General features: G+C 65.2%; 9 protein-coding genes. 6 read left to right on the forward strand and 3 right to left on the reverse strand.

All coding sequences use genetic code 11. The features are described 5' to 3' along the window. Positions 1–20: 20 nt before the first annotated feature. The 5 genes from ACVWWN_RS11245 to ACVWWN_RS11265 all read left to right on the forward strand — a co-directional run bounded on the left by ACVWWN_RS11245 (position 21) and on the right by ACVWWN_RS11265 (position 5,314). The gene (locus tag ACVWWN_RS11245; protein WP_457143962.1) at positions 21–1,715 is read left to right on the forward strand and encodes an AMP-binding protein; all 1,695 of its coding nucleotides are present in this window, start codon (positions 21–23) and stop codon (positions 1,713–1,715) included. Next, entirely contained in the window at positions 1,715–3,364 is a 1,650-nt protein-coding gene (locus ACVWWN_RS11250; protein WP_457143963.1) for an AMP-binding protein, read from the forward strand. The genes ACVWWN_RS11245 and ACVWWN_RS11250 overlap by 1 nt, the downstream gene beginning before the upstream one ends. A 96-nt stretch (positions 3,365–3,460) precedes the next feature. Next, positions 3,461–4,312 carry a hypothetical protein gene (locus ACVWWN_RS11255; protein ID WP_457143964.1) on the forward strand — a complete coding sequence of 284 codons (852 nt, stop codon included), beginning with the start codon at positions 3,461–3,463 and terminating at the stop codon, positions 4,310–4,312. 175 nt (positions 4,313–4,487) lie between these two features. Then, positions 4,488–4,895: a hypothetical protein gene (locus ACVWWN_RS11260; protein ID WP_457143965.1), complete on the forward strand. Its 408-nt coding sequence runs from the start codon at positions 4,488–4,490 to the stop codon at positions 4,893–4,895. A gap of 83 nt (positions 4,896–4,978) precedes the next feature. Then, entirely contained in the window at positions 4,979–5,314 is a 336-nt protein-coding gene (locus tag ACVWWN_RS11265; protein ID WP_457143966.1) for a hypothetical protein, read from the forward strand. On the opposite strand, the gene ACVWWN_RS11270 is transcribed toward ACVWWN_RS11265, so the two are convergent. From ACVWWN_RS11270 to ACVWWN_RS11280, 3 genes are read right to left on the reverse strand one after another with little or no spacing between them, the layout of a single operon-like run. After that, positions 5,301–8,132 (reverse strand): toll/interleukin-1 receptor domain-containing protein, encoded by a 2,832-nt coding sequence (locus ACVWWN_RS11270; protein WP_457143967.1) that lies wholly within the window; start codon positions 8,130–8,132, stop codon positions 5,301–5,303. The two genes, ACVWWN_RS11265 and ACVWWN_RS11270, sit on opposite strands and share 14 nt — an antisense overlap. Positions 8,133–8,170: 38 nt before the next feature. Then, positions 8,171–13,855 carry a DUF7379 domain-containing protein gene (locus tag ACVWWN_RS11275; protein ID WP_457143968.1) on the reverse strand — a complete coding sequence of 1,895 codons (5,685 nt, stop codon included), beginning with the start codon at positions 13,853–13,855 and terminating at the stop codon, positions 8,171–8,173. Positions 13,856–13,883: 28 nt separating this feature from the next. Next, on the reverse strand, positions 13,884–14,729 hold the full coding sequence (locus ACVWWN_RS11280) for a caspase family protein (RefSeq protein ID WP_457143969.1): 846 nt from the start codon (positions 14,727–14,729) through the stop codon (positions 13,884–13,886). A gap of 445 nt (positions 14,730–15,174) precedes the next feature. Between ACVWWN_RS11280 and ACVWWN_RS11285 the strand changes: the two genes are divergently transcribed. Next, positions 15,175–15,783: a hypothetical protein gene (locus ACVWWN_RS11285; RefSeq protein WP_457149089.1), complete on the forward strand. Its 609-nt coding sequence runs from the start codon at positions 15,175–15,177 to the stop codon at positions 15,781–15,783. Positions 15,784–15,821: the final 38 nt, after the last annotated feature.

A 15,821-nucleotide genomic window follows, 5' to 3' on the forward strand; every position in this document is an offset into this window, starting at 1 on the left:
GTGACGTGGATCCTATCGGGATGGTGACGAACACCGATTTGTATCGCAGCGCCCGCGACCAGCTGGTCAGCGTGCTCGACGACTACGCCAAGGCCGTCGAGTCGTTCGCCTTCCCGCAGCTCACGGGCGTATTCAACTGGGCGACCGACTGGTTCGACACGATCGCGCGCGCCTCGGGCGTCTCGGACCGCACGGCGTTGTGGATCGTCGAGCAGGAGGGCCGCGAGCAGAAGGTCAGTTTCGCCGAGATGGCCGACCGCTCCAACCGCGTCGCGACGTGGCTGGCCGGACTTGGCGTCGTCAAGGGTGACCGGGTCATCCTGATGCTCGGAAATCAGGTCGAGCTGTGGGAGTCGATGCTCGCCGTGGCCAAGCTGGGCGCGATCACCATGCCGACGACCAACGCGCTGGGCCCGGCGGACATCGGCGACCGGATCGATCGCGGTGGCGCGAGGTTCGTGATCGCCAATGCGGCGGACGCCGTGAAATTCGACGGGGTGGCCGGTGACTACACCGGAATCGCCGTCGGCGACCCCGTCGACGGGTGGCATCGCTACGCGGACGCCGATGCGGCCGAACCCACGTCGTTCACCGCGTGCACCACCGTCGAGGACCCGATGCTCATCTACTTCACCTCCGGCACCACCAGCAAGCCGAAACTCGTCGAGCACTCGCAGGTCAGCTATGCGGTGGGGCACATGTCCACGATGGCCTGGATCGGCGTGAAGCCCGGCGACGTGCACCTGGCGATCAGTTCCCCCGGTTGGGCCAAGCACGCCTGGAGTTGTTTCTTCGCGCCGTGGATCGCCGAGGCCACGATCTTCGTCTACAACTACAGCCGGTTCGATGCCGCGGCCCTTCTGCACCAGATCCGCCGCGCGGGCGTCAACACGTTCTGCGCGCCGCCGACGGTATGGCGCATGATCATCCAGTCCGACCTGGGCCCGAAACCTGAAGCGCTGCGCGAGATCCTGGGCGCGGGCGAGCCGCTGAACCCCGATGTCATCGCGCAGGTGGAGCGCGCGTGGGGTCTGACGATCCGGGACGGCTTCGGGCAGACAGAGACCACGCTGCAGGTCGGCAACACGCCCGGCCAGCCGGTGAAGCCGGGCTCGATGGGACGACCCATGCCCGGGGTGCCCGTGATCCTCGTCGACCCGGTGTCGGGTGAGCGCGCCGAGGAGGGCGAGATCTGCCTGGACCTGGCGGCCAATCCGCTCAACCTGATGACCGGATATCTCGGTGACCCGCGGCGTAACGACACCGTGATGGCCGGCGGCTACTACCACACCGGCGATGTCGCCAGCCGCGACGAGGACGGCTACATCACCTACATCGGTCGAACCGACGACGTCTTCAAATCGTCGGACTACAAGGTGTCGCCCTTCGAACTGGAGAGTGTATTGATCGAGCATCCGGCCGTGGTGGAGGCGGCCGTCGTGCCGCAGGCCGACCCCACCCGTCTGGCGGTGCCGAAGGCCTATGTGGCACTCGCCGACGGCTGGGAGGCCAGCGCGGCGACGGCAAGGGCGATCATGGAGTACACCCGCGACCATCTCGCGCCCTACCTCAAGGTGCGACGGGTCGAGTTCTATGAACTGCCCAAGACGATTTCGGGCAAGATCCGGCGGGTCGAGCTGCGCAGGCGCGAGGAAGAGGCGCACCGCTCCGGCACCCGGATCGAGACCGAGCACCGCTACGAGGATCTGATCTGATGCCGGGGCGAGCGAAGCGACGGGACGAGGTGAAGTTGAAGTCCTACGACGCAGGGCCGACGGACATGCCGATTCTCGAGGAGACCATCGGGGCCAACTTCGAGCGCATCGCGGCCGCCTATCCCGATGTCGACGCACTGGTCGACATCGCGCAGGGTTTGCGTTACAGCTACGCCGAACTCAATGCCGAGATCGACGTCGTGGCAAGGGGTTTGATGGCGACGGGCATCGAGAAGGGCGACCGGGTCGGCATCTGGGCGCCGAACTGCGCGCAGTGGACGGTCACCCAGTATGCGATGGCGAAGATCGGCGCCATTCTGGTCAACATCAATCCGGCCTACCGCAGCCACGAGCTGGCCTACGTGCTCAACCAGTCCGGAGCGCGCGTGCTGATCTGCGCGACGTCGTTCAAAACCTCCGATTACGCCGCGATGGTTGACGAAGTACGCGCCGAGACGCCCGCGCTGACCGATGTGGTGTTCCTCGGCACCGCGGACTGGGATGCGCTGCGTGCCCGCGCCGACGACGTGTCGGCCGCGCAGTTGGCGCACAGGTCGACCGGCCTGACCAACACCGACCCGATCAACCTCCAGTACACCTCGGGCACAACGGGTTTCCCCAAGGGCGCGACGCTGTCGCATCGCAACATCCTGAACAACGGGTTCTTCACCACCGAGCTGATCAACCTCGGGCCCGAGGACCGCCTGTGCATTCCCGTGCCGTTCTACCACTGCTTCGGCATGGTGATGGGCAACCTGGGCGCCACCACGCACGGCGCGACGATGGTGATCCCCGCGCCGGGTTTCGATCCAGCGGCCACGCTCGAAGCGATCGAACAGGAACGCTGCACCGGGGTCTACGGCGTGCCGACGATGTTCATCGCGATGCAGAACCACGCCGAGTTCGCCGAGCGCGACGTCTCGGCGCTGCGAACCGGGATCATGGCGGGGGCGGTGTGCCCGGTCGAGGTGATGAAGCATTGCGTCACGGACATGAACATGTCCGAGATCGCCATCGCCTACGGCATGACCGAAACCTCGCCCGTGTCCTGCCAGACGCTGATCGACGATGACCTCGAACGGCGGACCTCCTCGATCGGCCGGGCCCACCCGCATGTCGAGATCAAGATCGTCGACCCGGACACGGGCGATGTGGTGGAACGCGGCCAGCCGGGGGAGTTCTGCACACGTGGCTACTCCGTGATGCTCGGCTACTGGGACGACGACGAGAAGACCGCCCAGGCAATCGATTCCGACGGGTGGATGCGCACCGGTGATCTGGCCGTGATGCGCGACGACGGGTATTGCAGCGTCGTCGGCCGGATCAAGGACATGGTGATCCGCGCCGGCGAGAACGTCTACCCGCGGGAGATCGAGGAGTTCCTCTACACCCATCCCGACATCGAGGACGCCCAGGTGATCGGCGTTCCCGACACCCGCTACGGCGAGGAGATCTGCGCCTGGATCCGGATGAAGCCGGGCCGCCCCGCGCTGGATGCCGCGGCGGTGCGCTGCTTTGCCGAGGGACGCCTGGCGCACTACAAGATTCCGCGCTACGTCCACATCGTCGACGAATTCCCGATGACGGTGACAGGGAAGGTCCGCAAGGTCCAGATGCGCGAACTCAGTGTCGAAATCCTCGGTCTCTAATTCGCCGAAACGGTATTCCAGCGGAGAAAGATCGAGTGGCGGGCTGCTGGAATACCGTTTCGGCGGCTTGTCGGTAGTCGCGGCCAGTATGCGGCCATGGGGGAGATCTTTATCGGTAGCGAGGCGATCGCCAACGGTGTCGTGACGCGACACGAACTTGCCCGGTGGTATCGGCCCATCTACCCCAACGTGCATGTGCCGCGGGGTGGTGATTCATCGCTTCGGGACAGGACCGTCGGTGCTTGGCTGTGGTCCAAACGCAATGGGGTCGTCACTGGCGTCGCCGCGTCGGGCCTGCATGGTGCGGAATGGGTGGACGACGACATCGCGATCGAACTCTTGTGGAATTGCACCCGACCGCCTCGCGGCATCGTCACCCGCAATGAACGCGTCGGCGACGACGAGTTGACATCCGTTGGGGGCCTGCCCGTGACGACGCCCGCACGTACGGCGTTCGACCTCGGAAGATATCAAAGGCGGACCCAGGCGGTAGCACGCCTTGACGCTCTGATGCGTGTGGCGTCGTTCTCTGCCGAGGACGTCATGGTGCTTGCCAAGCGCTACAAGGGCGCGCGCGGTGTGGCTCGCCTGAAAGCGGCACTACCGCTCGTCGACGGCGGCGCCGCCTCACCGCAGGAAACGCGTCTGCGCTTGGTGTTCATGGACGCCGGTTTGCCGAAACCCACCACGCAGATACCCATCTATGACGAGCACGGGCGACTCGTGCGGATCCTCGACATGGGCTGGGAGGAGTTCATGGTCGGCGCGGAGTACGACGGGGATCAGCATCGAACGAGTCGACTGCAATACGTGAAGGATCAGCGCGTGTGGCCGAAGCTCAGCCGACTGGGTTGGCGCGTCGTGCGCGCGATCAAAGAGGATCGCGACCATGAGCTCGTCCAGCAGGCGTGGGAGGCGATGGTCTCGCGGGGCTGGCGTCCCTCTTGAGTGCCGAAACGGTATTCCAGCAGAAAAAGATCGAGTGGAGGCTGCTGGAATACAGTTTCGGCGGAACAGATCGTCCCGCCTGCGATGAGTTTCGTCGTTCGCGTGGATCTATATGGTAGGAGGATCGTCGGTGACAGGCCGCGGTCCATGACAGCGCCGAGACGAGGAGTCAGACATGTCCATGGGCGCGACTGCCGTGATCGGGCGGCGGACGTGTGCGGTGCTCGCTGCGACATCGGCCGTTCTGCACGCCGTCATGCTCGGTCACGCGGCCAACATCGCGATGGCGGTGCTCATGTCGGCGATGATCGTGGCGTGCCTGTACTGCGCGCGTGACCTGTGGCTGCGCGGGACGCCCGGGGTGTGGTGCCTGGTCGCGCTGATGAACCTCGGGATGATTGCGTTGCATGTGCCTGCGCCGGCGCATCACCATGCGGCACACGTGGTCGCGGCAGGTCAGCAGCCCGCGGTGATGGCGTTGGCCACCGGCCTGTCCGCGATCGAGGTGCTGTTTGCGGTTGCGGTGCTGGTGTGCGGGACCCGGCGGCGTTCGCCGTTGATCGGCGGTACACCGGCCCGCTGAGCCGCCACGCGTGCGCTCGAAGCGCGATTGTGGGTACTCCGTGACTGCGTAGCGGAAACACCAGTACATCGGAGGTGACGGCCTTGACCGCGACGAAAACCAATTCCACCGGCACGCGACCCAGTAACAACTGGATTCTCGCGCTTCTCACGTTGCCGGGCGCTGCCGCGGTCGTAGGTTTCATGTACGTCAAGATCCTCGGCACTGCGGCGTGCAGCGGTCAGAACTGCCCCCACATGGGGACCGGGCCCGTCGGCTTCACTCTCATCCAGTACGGCGCACCTGCGGTGGCGGTCATCGCGGTCGCGATGTCGTTCTTCACGGCACGCCGGCCACGCGGGATCCTGGTACCGGTCGTCGCATGGGTATTGCTGATCGCCGCCGCCGCTGTCATCGCCTTCTCGTTCAGTTCGGTGTGACATCACCAGACGGGTGTCGACTGGGACCGCCGCACCCCCGGGTCAAGCCATTCGTCGATTCCACGATGCTTTCCAGCTCACCTTGATGGAGTTGGCGGCCGGCGGACTTGCAGGCCAGTGCGGACCACGCGTCAGCGGTGACGGGTACTCGCAAGACATCCTGGGTCGACTGACTGGCAACGACCAATACCGTCCCGTCGCGGTTCAGCCCGACGGCGTTGAACGCTCGGTGCCCTGACTCGACGGCAACGACACTCAACCGCAGGGCATCGCGTAGTGAATACAGGCCGACCCCGACGGCCTCGTCCACGAAAACCGCCTGGGCCGAGGAGGCCAGCTCTGGACTGGTCGCGGCCGACAGATCGGCGAGCGGTTCGGCGGAGCGAACTGTGCCGTCGTGCGGGTCGAGTAGCAACACGTCGGTGGCCCCGGACCGGTCGTCGGCGTGCCTCAGAAGGGTGATGTTGCCATCGGTGTGTTCGACGAAGTCGAGCAGGACTCCGTCGACAGGCTTTGTGGCACGCTGCCCCGACGCGATGTCGATGATCTCCGCAGTTGTCGAGTTTTGCTTCCCGTTCTGCTGCGTGAAGTTGACGGCGAATGCTCCGTCGGTAGTGACTGCGACCGCTTTGAGTCCCGTTTCCACCGCCGCACCCGTGGCCGGATCAACCAGAACCAGACCGCGCTCGGTGACCAGGACAACCCTGCCGTCATCGCGCACAACCGCGCGAGTCACGGTACCGACGTCTGGAAGCGAGAATCCTCTCTCGATCACGTCGAGCTGGTCGCCGCTGAGAATCCACCCTTTCCCTTTGGGGGCGTACGCGAAGAGTCGCTGCTCGTCCAGCCAGACCATCGCTGGCGGCGCATCAGAGTTCGCGTCGCCGTCTTTCGCGCCAATGGAGATGCTTCGGCTGCTACCCCCGGTCAGGTCGACCAAGCTGGCGCCGGAAAGCACGTTGTTCGCGATCACGGCCTTGCCGGCATCCGGTGAGACGATTACCCGGGGCGGCCCACATGCGCCGCAGTCGCTGCCGACTTCTGCCGGAACCCTGGCGGCCGACAAGGTCGTCTTGCCAAGGTCCCACAGCGCGGCGCTGCTTCCTGATGCGCTCAAGATGACGTCGTCGGACAGGAAGCGCAGCGAGTGGGGGTTGGTGCCGGCGCCGCGCAGTGCGGTGTATTGCGACGATCGCTCGTGTATGGGCTGGACGTCGCTGACGAAGATCGCGCCCTCAGCGGCGGTTGCCATGCGGGTTCCGTTGTGGCTGAGGGCAATAGCCGAACTCCGGGCGTTGCCGGTATGCCCCACGAATGTCGCGTCGCCTGCTTGCTCGGCGGGCGGGCCCGCGAGATCCCACACCTCATTCTCGAGACCCTGGCTGATGTAGGTGAACCTCGCGCCGTCGGGGGAGATGGTGCCACCGACCCTCGACATGCCCATGGGGATTTCCGTTGTCTCGCTGTTCGAACCGTCCACAGCGGCCCGGTTGAATCGGCCATCACCACTCATCGTGACCACCGCAGCGTCACTGGGCAATTCGACCCAGGCGGCGCGGCCGGCGTAAACTAGGGTTGTCCGTTGTCCGTCCGCGACCATCTCCAGCGTGTCGTCGCCGAACCACGTAGCGATTGTGCGGCCAGAGGGCGACATTGCCCCGATTCGCTTGCCGGGCAGAAGAAGTAACTCTCCGTCGTGCCACACGGCAGATTGCGACGGCTCGGGCATGGAATCCTCGTCGTATCGAGTACCTGTCGCCGCGATGGTCTTCCCGTCGTCACTGACGGACAAGAACTCGATCGGTGCGTCGAGAGCCATCACTTCGGTCATCGTCCCGGTCGCGCGGTCCAGCCGATACACGGCGCCGGACTCGGTCCCGCCGACGAGGACCGTCGCATCCGGTGTGCCGTCGACTACGGTGGCCGGCTGACCGAAATCGTAAAACGCCACCAACTGGGGGGTCGTCGTGACAACTGCGTGCAAGGCCTCTATCGTCTGCGGCTCCGCATGTGTCCGATAAGCCGTATCTGCCAGCAGAAGCGCGGGCTGCAGGTCTGTTTGCGCCGTTGTCTTGGCGGTGGCCGCGAGTTGCCGTGTGGTCGCGATGAGGGCCTGTTCGACGGCGTTGTTGCGTTGAATCCACGCGAAGCCGGCGAGCGTGCTGACAACGGTCAGGGCCACCGCAAGTCCACCGGCTATCAGCTGGAGGCGGCGGCGCTCGCCTTTGGCAATGCGCTCGGTCAGGGCGTCGGGGCTGACGTCGACGATGCCGGCGACCAGCTGAATCCATGGCGAACTGCGGGCCAGCTTGGCGCGTCGGCGCTCGATCCCCCAAGCGCTGCGAAGGTCTGGCGCGAGGGGCTCGCCCCCGAGTGCGGCAACAAGCGCATCCGGGAAGGCCCATTCCGCGGGATCCGAATCGCGCTCGTTGTTCGGCACACCGGCGATCAGGATCGGTACGATCTTGCCGGCGTCTCGCAGTTCGGCGAAGCGAGCGATCTCCAGGCCGACGTACGTCGAGGCACGAGCCGCCGGGGAGCAGAGAACGACCAGTGTCCGGGTTCGTTCGAGATTTTGTTCCAGCGCTGAGGTGAGCCGGTTGCCGGTGAGGTCGTTCACGTCTCGGAATATGTTGAGGTGTCGTCGCCCGAATCGCCTGCAGATCTCGCGCGGCAGTGGGAACTTCTGCAGGTCTTGTTCGATCTTGTCGGCCGCGTCGGAATTCTTCCTGGAATAACTGACAAAGGCGTCGTAGACGAAGCCCCCCTGGGTCGACACTGGGGAGTCGGTCGACGCGCCGGAGTCCGGAATGCTCATGGCGTAGTGGTCATCTCACGCATCCTCGACGTGTTTGACTAGCTCGATATGCCTTCACCCACGGGCCGACGTCGTTGTCCGTTGGACGCGACTGCCGAGCGCGTTCCGTTTCCATTCGATGAGACCGCCGTATTGGTGACGCGTTCGTCGCGCCCTTGGCCCGCGATGCTCCGGCGCAGCTCGGCCAGGCGCGCGACCGTCGCCTTGGTCGTCGCGCGATTGGGCCAGAGCGTCTCGAGCGACCTGCCGGTGACGGTGATCTGCTTGCCCACCGACGTGAGTTCACGGGCGGTCGGCGCGGCCTTCCGGATGATGTCCTGGTAGAGATCCTTGAGTCGGGCAAGCTCATCGTCTCCCGCTTGGCCTTGTATTCCGAGCCGACCCGCTCGGAGCGCTCGCAGCAGGGCCACTTCGGCGATTGTGATCGCGGGGAAGAACTTTCGGTCGATCAGGAACTGCTCGGTCGCCGTTGCCTCGCACCGCTCGAGCAATGCATCGACGTCTGGAACTTCCTCATCGAGGACTGTAGCCAGTGTCACCCAATTCAACGTGGGGTATGGATCGAGGCCGCGGCGCTGCAGACAGAGCACATGTGCCTGCCGGTAGTGGTCGGACGCCTGGGCGAGCCTCTTCCTTGCGGTCCTCACGTTGGGTTCTGCAATAGCGCGACGCTTGAGGGCAGCGCCGATCAGGCTGTGCCGCTCTGCCGTCTCGGCCACGGCGAGGAGTTGGTCCAAGCGGACCGTCGCACGGTCATACAGCTCGCGAGCACGCTCTGGATCTCCCTTGGCGACGTCGTCGGCAAGGCGTGTCTCGTAGTTGGCGAGTTCCTCGACGGCACGCATGGTCGTCGTGGACTTGTCGCCCTCACCGGCGAGCGCCGTCTCGAGATATCGGCGGGCGGTGTCGTACTGGTTGAGCTTGCCGTAGGCGTAGCCGATGGCCATCTGGACATCGGTCAGGGCTAGCCAATCGGTCGGACAATCCCTGACGAGTGCATTGAGGTTCTGAACCGCCGGACCCGGCGATTTGATGCTGCCGATTTCCGCGTCGACGCTGATATCGTCTATCGCTTCGATGAATTCGGCAACATCCACGGGGCCCAGTCCCGCCGCTGCGGTGCCGGTTCCGCTCGGATCGAGCCGGTAGTCCGGATCGCCGTATGCCTGGTAGGCACCCCACGTGTTGCAGTCGCCGAACATGTCGTAGGTGTGGGTGCGGGCAGCCCGCAACGCGCGACCAAAGGTCTCGCCGCCGAGCATTTTCTCGTAGAACACCGTCGCGAAGTCCTTGGCGGCGTCGTCCTTGACCGCCCAGCCGGCGGCAATTACTGCGCGTACACCCATCTCGATCAATTCGCGGGAAACGCTTGCGGCCAGTCGATTGAACTCAACAGCCGGCTTCGTCGGCGCTGCCTCCGGGCCCGTCAGCCCGATGTGGCAGCAATTGAGAAAGACCAATTCCGGTACCTGCTGCATCTGGCCTACCTCCACGGCGGTGAGGAATACGCCGTTGTCGAGCACCATTCCGCTGCGCGCCTTGCCGTCCGGAGTTGTCGGGGGTTCGTAGTGGCCGTGTCCGGCCAGATGCACTATGCGATAAGGCTTCTTGAACAACCCGGCAAGCACCTCCAGCGCTGTCGGTTGTGTGACCGGTTCGTCGACGTCGAAGCGACTACGCAATTGGTCGTGCACCGCCCGGGCTTCGGCGGCCGCGCCGGGCAGCTGCCGATACGGCGGGCCGACCAGCGGATCGCCGACGACATACGCTGAGGTGCCGGCCCGCGCGCCGATCTGTGGGCGGTAGTTTGAAGTTTGTAACTGCCGCACCAGAGCTTTCGTGATGCACAGTGGCTTGTCGCCGGCGCTCATCAACTCCCACGGGTATGTGGCGCATTCCGCGTCGAGGACCAGCACGAGGTTGTCCACCTGCGCCAGTCCGGATTTGAGCTCGTTCGGAACCGTGAGCTCGAACAGCACACGTGATTCCTCGTGGCGGAAACGCGGCTGGGAGATCGAGTCCTTGATCAGGCGATCGACGAGCTCCGGCTGTCGTTGCTGCGAGGTGGCTTCGGCCCGTGCGCGGTCCGAGAGAGTCAGAAACTTGATTTGTCGATGCGCCTCGTTCGACTGCGGGGGCTCGCCGATCGCCAACTCCGCGAGTGCCGCGAGCAATTCCGCGTCAGCATTGCCGGATTCAAGCACGGCACGCTTGAGGCGGTCGGCGAGTGGCTTTGGTAGGGATGGCGGTTCGTACTTAGGGGGAGGCGTCACCACGCTGACCTCCCACCGGCGCCAGGCATCACGGCCCGTCGTCGAGGTCAGGCGCCTTCGCCCCTCTCGGCCCGACACGAGCAGCTGACGGGCGTCGATCGTCATATCGAGCTCTTTGCCGATCATCGGAGCGAGACGCTTGGCCGCATGCGCCGCCTCGATCGCCGTGTCGGTGTACAGCTCGATGACTTCGATCTCCTGGATGGTCAAGCCGCTGTCGCCGCCGTCGGCGAGTTCACGGTTCGCCTGCGCTATCGCCCGGAGGATGGCACCTACTGAATCGCCGACGGCAATGTTCGTTGTCGAGTTGCCGCCGATCAGCAGCAGCGACAGGCCCCGCCTCGCCGTGAGTTCGTCGTCGGACGACGCGTCCAAGCCGTCGCGGAGTTCGAGCACGTACTGGAGCGTGGCGCGGCGGAGCAGGTCGCTCAGTTGCCCGGTGCTCAGTTCACCCCACTTGCCCAGACCGATGACGATTGCGCCTGAGGGTAGGTGCAGCGCCTTCTGCACCGCGGTGGGCTGACGCAAGACAACCGCCAGGGAGCCGAATTCGCCCGGGTAGAGACCGAGTGCGTAGCGCTGCGACAGCGCACCGCGCATCAGCTCGTCGACCTGCTTCTCGGCGCCGATGATGGTGTCCCCTTCGTAGTGCCCGACCACGATCGGATATTTCGCGTAGCGCAGATCGCCGTGTACCACCGATACCTTGAAGCCCGCCTTCTCCTTCTGCTCGTACGGCCTGCGCGGAGTCACGCCGAGTATGCCTGCCGCCAGAGATGATTCGGTCGGATAGAGCACCGGCTCAGGCAGCGCCCGGTACGTGACCGCACCGCCGCGGGCCGTGCTCGGCGGGGAGGTCGACAGAGAGGTCGTGGTGCCGGTCTCGAGGACTTCCTGCAGCGCGCGGAAGGCCGGCTCGTGCGCCGCGAGGTCGCCGTGCACGGCCTCCATGTACCACGTCCGTACTCCCGGAAGGCGGCCCGACTCGTAGGTGACTCGGCCGTCGCCTTCTGTGGTGCAGTCCAGTACGACGCGACCGTCGATGATCTCGATACCGGATACGGTGCGCGGCGAGGCGCCTGCCACGTACTGCACGCAATCGGCATGCGGGAACAGCGCCAACTGAGCAGCGAGATCATCGCGTTTCTGGCGCGCGGCAGCCAGCACCGCGTCATCGGGTAGGGCCGACTCGCGGCGCTCGTTGCGGTACCGGCGCCATTGGGACGATTCGAAGTAATTCCCGCTGTCGGGCAACAACTCGAGTGCTCCCGGGAACCTCGCCACGATGGCGGCGATGTCTGCCTTGTCGTGGGCGAGGTCGAGCAACGCGAGCTGCTGAACGGTTGCGGACGTGCCCAGCAACGCCTCGACGATGTCGTGCGAACCGCGATTCGGCGTGCCCAGCATCACCAGGCGCGCGCCGTCCCGGGCGCACACGCGGTCCCACAGATCTGGCTGGGTGGCGATCATCGCGCGCACCACCAGCCCGCCCATGCTGTGAGCCACGATGCGCACCGGTTGCCGGGTCCGCCGCAACGCATTCTCGACCTCGACGGCCAGCAGCTGTGCGCCGTCGGCCACCGAACGCCGCCAGTCGTAGGCGAAGGGGATCACCTCGTGGGAGTCCTGCAAGAACTCGCACAACCCGCGGTAGCCGTCGCCGACAAGGGCGACCGGACGCACGTTCGGCGCGTTCATATCGGCGAGGTCGCCGAGCCCGCCTCGCAAGAGGGCAAGGTATCGCATCCATACCTCGCGGTCGCCGATGTTCAAGTGCGAACCCATGATTCCTGGAAGGACGAAGACGATCGGCTGGTCGGCACTGCCACGCGTCTGCATCGACCGCAGCATCGGCACGGGGTCGAAGTGGTCGGCCGCGATCTCCTGGAAGTTGTCCGGCCATTCTTCGGTCGATCCCGCAAGCCAGTCGACGAGCGCGACGCGTGTCCGCGGATTCCGGAAATAGTTGAAGTGGCTGACGTCGCCGCCCTTGTCGAAGACGTAGCCCGCCGGATCGTGACGGGCTCCATGGAACATCGCGTCGGTGTTGACGACCAGGTCGTTGTCGCGAGCCTCGTAGATGATGTGATCGCTGGCGAACACGCCGAGGCGTTTGAGCCAGTGTCCGCTTTCGATGTCACCGGCGATTACGCCCAACGCGCCGGCCGCCGGGGCGGTGAGGTTGTTCAGCAGGGCGACCAGCGGCGACTCTGGGATCATCGCTTCGAGTCCGGGTACCAATGTCGGCACGGTCCGGCTCCGGATGATCTCCAGCGCAATCCGCTTCGTCACCTCGTAGAGCGGAGTTCCGCCCACCCCCGGGATCAGACCGACGAGATTGGTGAGCACCGACAGGAATATGTCGATGTTCTCCCCAGCGAGCAGTGTGCCGCGGGACGGCGACGCGCAGCGGACGAATCGTTCGATCCGAAGTTGTTTCTCCCCAATGAGTTCAGCGAGCCGTTCGAGTTGCCGCCGATCGTGCGCGTCGGCCAGCAACAGTTTGGGATCCTTGCGATCGAAACGGGCGAGAAGATCGGTGCTGATCGAGGTCAGCGACACGAGATCGCCGATCAGGCCGCCGCGCGAATGCGTCACGATGCTGACGCGGGCGTTGCGCGGCAGTGCCCGCAGCAGTTCGATGGCGTTGTCGATCGGGCTGTCGCTCAATGTCCGGTGCTCGAACGCATAGATGCGATCACCGAAGAGTTGACGCAGCGCCTGTCGCTGCGGTTGCGCGTCCTGGCTCAGGAAGGCGCCGAAGCTGCCGCGTGCCGACGACGCCGTGCCGTGGATGAAGACGAGAATCGGCTCGTCGACGGTGAGGCCTTCGAAGCTCACCGGCATGGGAGTGTCCGCGCCGGGCTGGCGCGTGGCATCCTCCCAGGTGTACAGACCGGGGCCTGGCTTGAGGCGGCCTTCGATGATGCGGATCAAGACCTTGGTGGCGAACCACGCGGGGAGCTTGACCGCCAGGTCGATCCCGAGGTCTTTCGCCAGCTCCGTCAGGTCGATAGGCCACAGCGAGGGGTTGCTGACCAGATCCGCCACGGTGTCTTTGCGTATCCGCAGGACGCGCAGCCGGCTTGTCAGCCATTCGGTGATGCCGCGTTCCGAGACTCGCGGCAGTGTGTCGACACTGACCGCATCGCCGACCTGCGCTCCCGGCTTCAGGAGCAGGACGTCCTCGCGATAGCGCTTCGCCGACGTCCAGATCTGGAAACCGCCCTCGACCTCGATCTCGAGCACGTCGTCGTCCTCGACCGTTTCCTCAACGGGCGCGGCGGATTCCGCGCGTGACCGCGCCGACGGCGACAGATCGAAGGACTTGACCACCTGCACGCCGTCGAGCAGGTCGGTGACCGGAATCTCGGCGCCGGGCGGACCACCCCGCGTCGCGCGCTGATCACCCTCGTCGCGTTGGCCGTATATCGCCAGCTTCACAGTCATGGCGGTCCTCCCGAGCGAGTGCCGGCTGCTATCCGAGTGGCGACAGGAAAGGTTGATCGAGGCGCGCCTCGCTGCCTTCGAGTTGCGGAATCTGTTCGTAACGACTGTGTTTCAGCTTGGCGCAGGTTTGGTCGTGCAGCTCGCGGTAGGAGAGCGGTGTCTCGGTCTCGGTGAGCGCCTCAACCAGGTTGTACGTCAGCGCTCCGGCGAAACCGCCGCCGATGGCCGCATCGGCCGAAGTCTGGTCGGCCCGGCAGCCCGAGATGAGCACCTCGGGAATGTCGACGTGAACGATGTCGCGAGCCTTGCGTTCGGACTCCGGCGCCTGGTGCAGCGTGCCGCGGGTTGTCCCGGTCAGACTGCGGCCGGACTCAGCGGCGGCCAGGTCCCACGGGCTCGGAAGGTAACGCTGTATCACCGGGGCGTCGGGCGGTTCGATGGCCCGCGTCACGGTGCCGGAATGACAACTGTCGGTGATCACCGTGAGACTCACCCCATCCCTGAGTCCGTCGAAGACACTGCGCAGCCAATCGTCGCGCAGTGGGTCATACCAGTCGAGATCGGTCGGGCAGAGGATCTCGTCGCGGTTATCGGCCTCGTCGCCGTTGTCGTCGGGGACGTTGGAGCCGTGACCGGAGAAGTGCACGAGCAGCACATCGCCACGGTGCCCACCGCTGACCAGCCCTGTGATGGCCTGTTCGATGGCCTTCTTGGTGGCATCGAAGTCGGTGAGCATGCAGATGTCACCCGCGCCGAAGCCATATTTCCGCTGAAGCAGACTGGACATGTTTTTCACGTCGGGTACGCAGCCACGCAAGTCGGCCCCCGGAATGCGGTACCGATTGACCCCGATTAATACCGCGCTCTTCGCCACGACTCCCCCTTTGCGTTAGCTGTCGGACAAAATGTACGAGCGCCGGATACTCCTCGCGTGCGTAAGCGGCTACCTGTGTTTTCGTGAGCGACTACCTGTAGTTATGGTCAACAGCTCGTATGCTCGTCGTCGCTGCTCGATCGCCGGGCCGAGGGTCAATTCACAAAGAATGCCGACGCCGGTGGGTGACGGTCGTGCCGATCGCCGCGAGGTCGCACCGCCCTATGACGGAGGCGGTAGTATTCTGGCCCATTGACTGCCGGAGCATGAATTTGATGGCCGACACCGAACACTTCGCCGGATACCTGGGCGGCTGACCGTGCCGGCGCCGTTCCGACTGGAGTTTCCGAATAGGGGCGGCGCACTTGGTGTGCGGGTTTCGGAAGCGAACGAACTCGGTTTGGCGCTCGCCGCTCTAGGATTACATCCGCCGCGACCGACTCTCGTGGTGGTGGGTGGGGCCGACGGGTTCGATGAAGCCGATATGAACCGCCTGCGTGCCTTGTTCGTCTCGGGCATCGCTCCTGTGCTGGACAAGTACAGGGCGGTCGGCGTGGACGGTGGAACGTTTGCCGGTGTCATGCAACTCTTCGGTGAAGCGCGAGCGGGGGCAGAGTTTCCGCTTGTTGGTGTGGTGGCCGCCGGCACGGTGCAGTGGCCAGGTATCCAGGCACCCCGGCCGGGGGCGGTGGAGCTAGAGCCCCGACACACCCATTTCGTGATCGTGCCCGGCGACCAGTGGGGCGCCGAAAGCCCATGGATTGCTGAGACTGCAACGTCTCTCGCCGACGGCGCACCGTCCGTCACGGTGCTGATCAACGGCGGAGAGATCGCCTACGCCGATGTCGAGCGAAGCGTGCAAGCCGGCCGCACCGTCGTGGTCGTCGCCGGCTCCGGACGCACCGCCGATGAGTTCGCGGCTGCGTTGGCCGGCGAGTCGGCTGACGAGCGGGCTGCCGCGCTGATCCCGTCCGGGCTGATCCATTCGGTGCCGGCGGATGCGCCCGCTGTCCTCGCCGGACAGCTCAAGGGAATCTTCGCGTCGAGGGTATGAGCGCACTCCACTTATCGCATTTGCTGAAATGGCTCCAG

The organism is Mycobacterium sp. URHB0021 (assembly GCF_054057895.1).

What these genes read in the sequence shown, in the direction of transcription:
- ACVWWN_RS11250 (WP_457143963.1), top strand. Translation starts at nt 1,715, where the DNA reads ATGCCGGGGCGAGCGAAGCGACGGGACGAGGTGAAGTTGAAGTCCTAC.
- ACVWWN_RS11260 (WP_457143965.1), top strand. Translation starts at nt 4,488, where the DNA reads ATGTCCATGGGCGCGACTGCCGTGATCGGGCGGCGGACGTGTGCGGTG.
- ACVWWN_RS11275 (WP_457143968.1), bottom strand. Translation starts at nt 13,855, where the DNA reads ATGACTGTGAAGCTGGCGATATACGGCCAACGCGACGAGGGTGATCAG.
- ACVWWN_RS11255 (WP_457143964.1), top strand. Translation starts at nt 3,461, where the DNA reads ATGGGGGAGATCTTTATCGGTAGCGAGGCGATCGCCAACGGTGTCGTG.
- ACVWWN_RS11245 (WP_457143962.1), top strand. Translation starts at nt 21, where the DNA reads ATGGTGACGAACACCGATTTGTATCGCAGCGCCCGCGACCAGCTGGTC.
- ACVWWN_RS11270 (WP_457143967.1), bottom strand. Translation starts at nt 8,132, where the DNA reads ATGAGCATTCCGGACTCCGGCGCGTCGACCGACTCCCCAGTGTCGACC.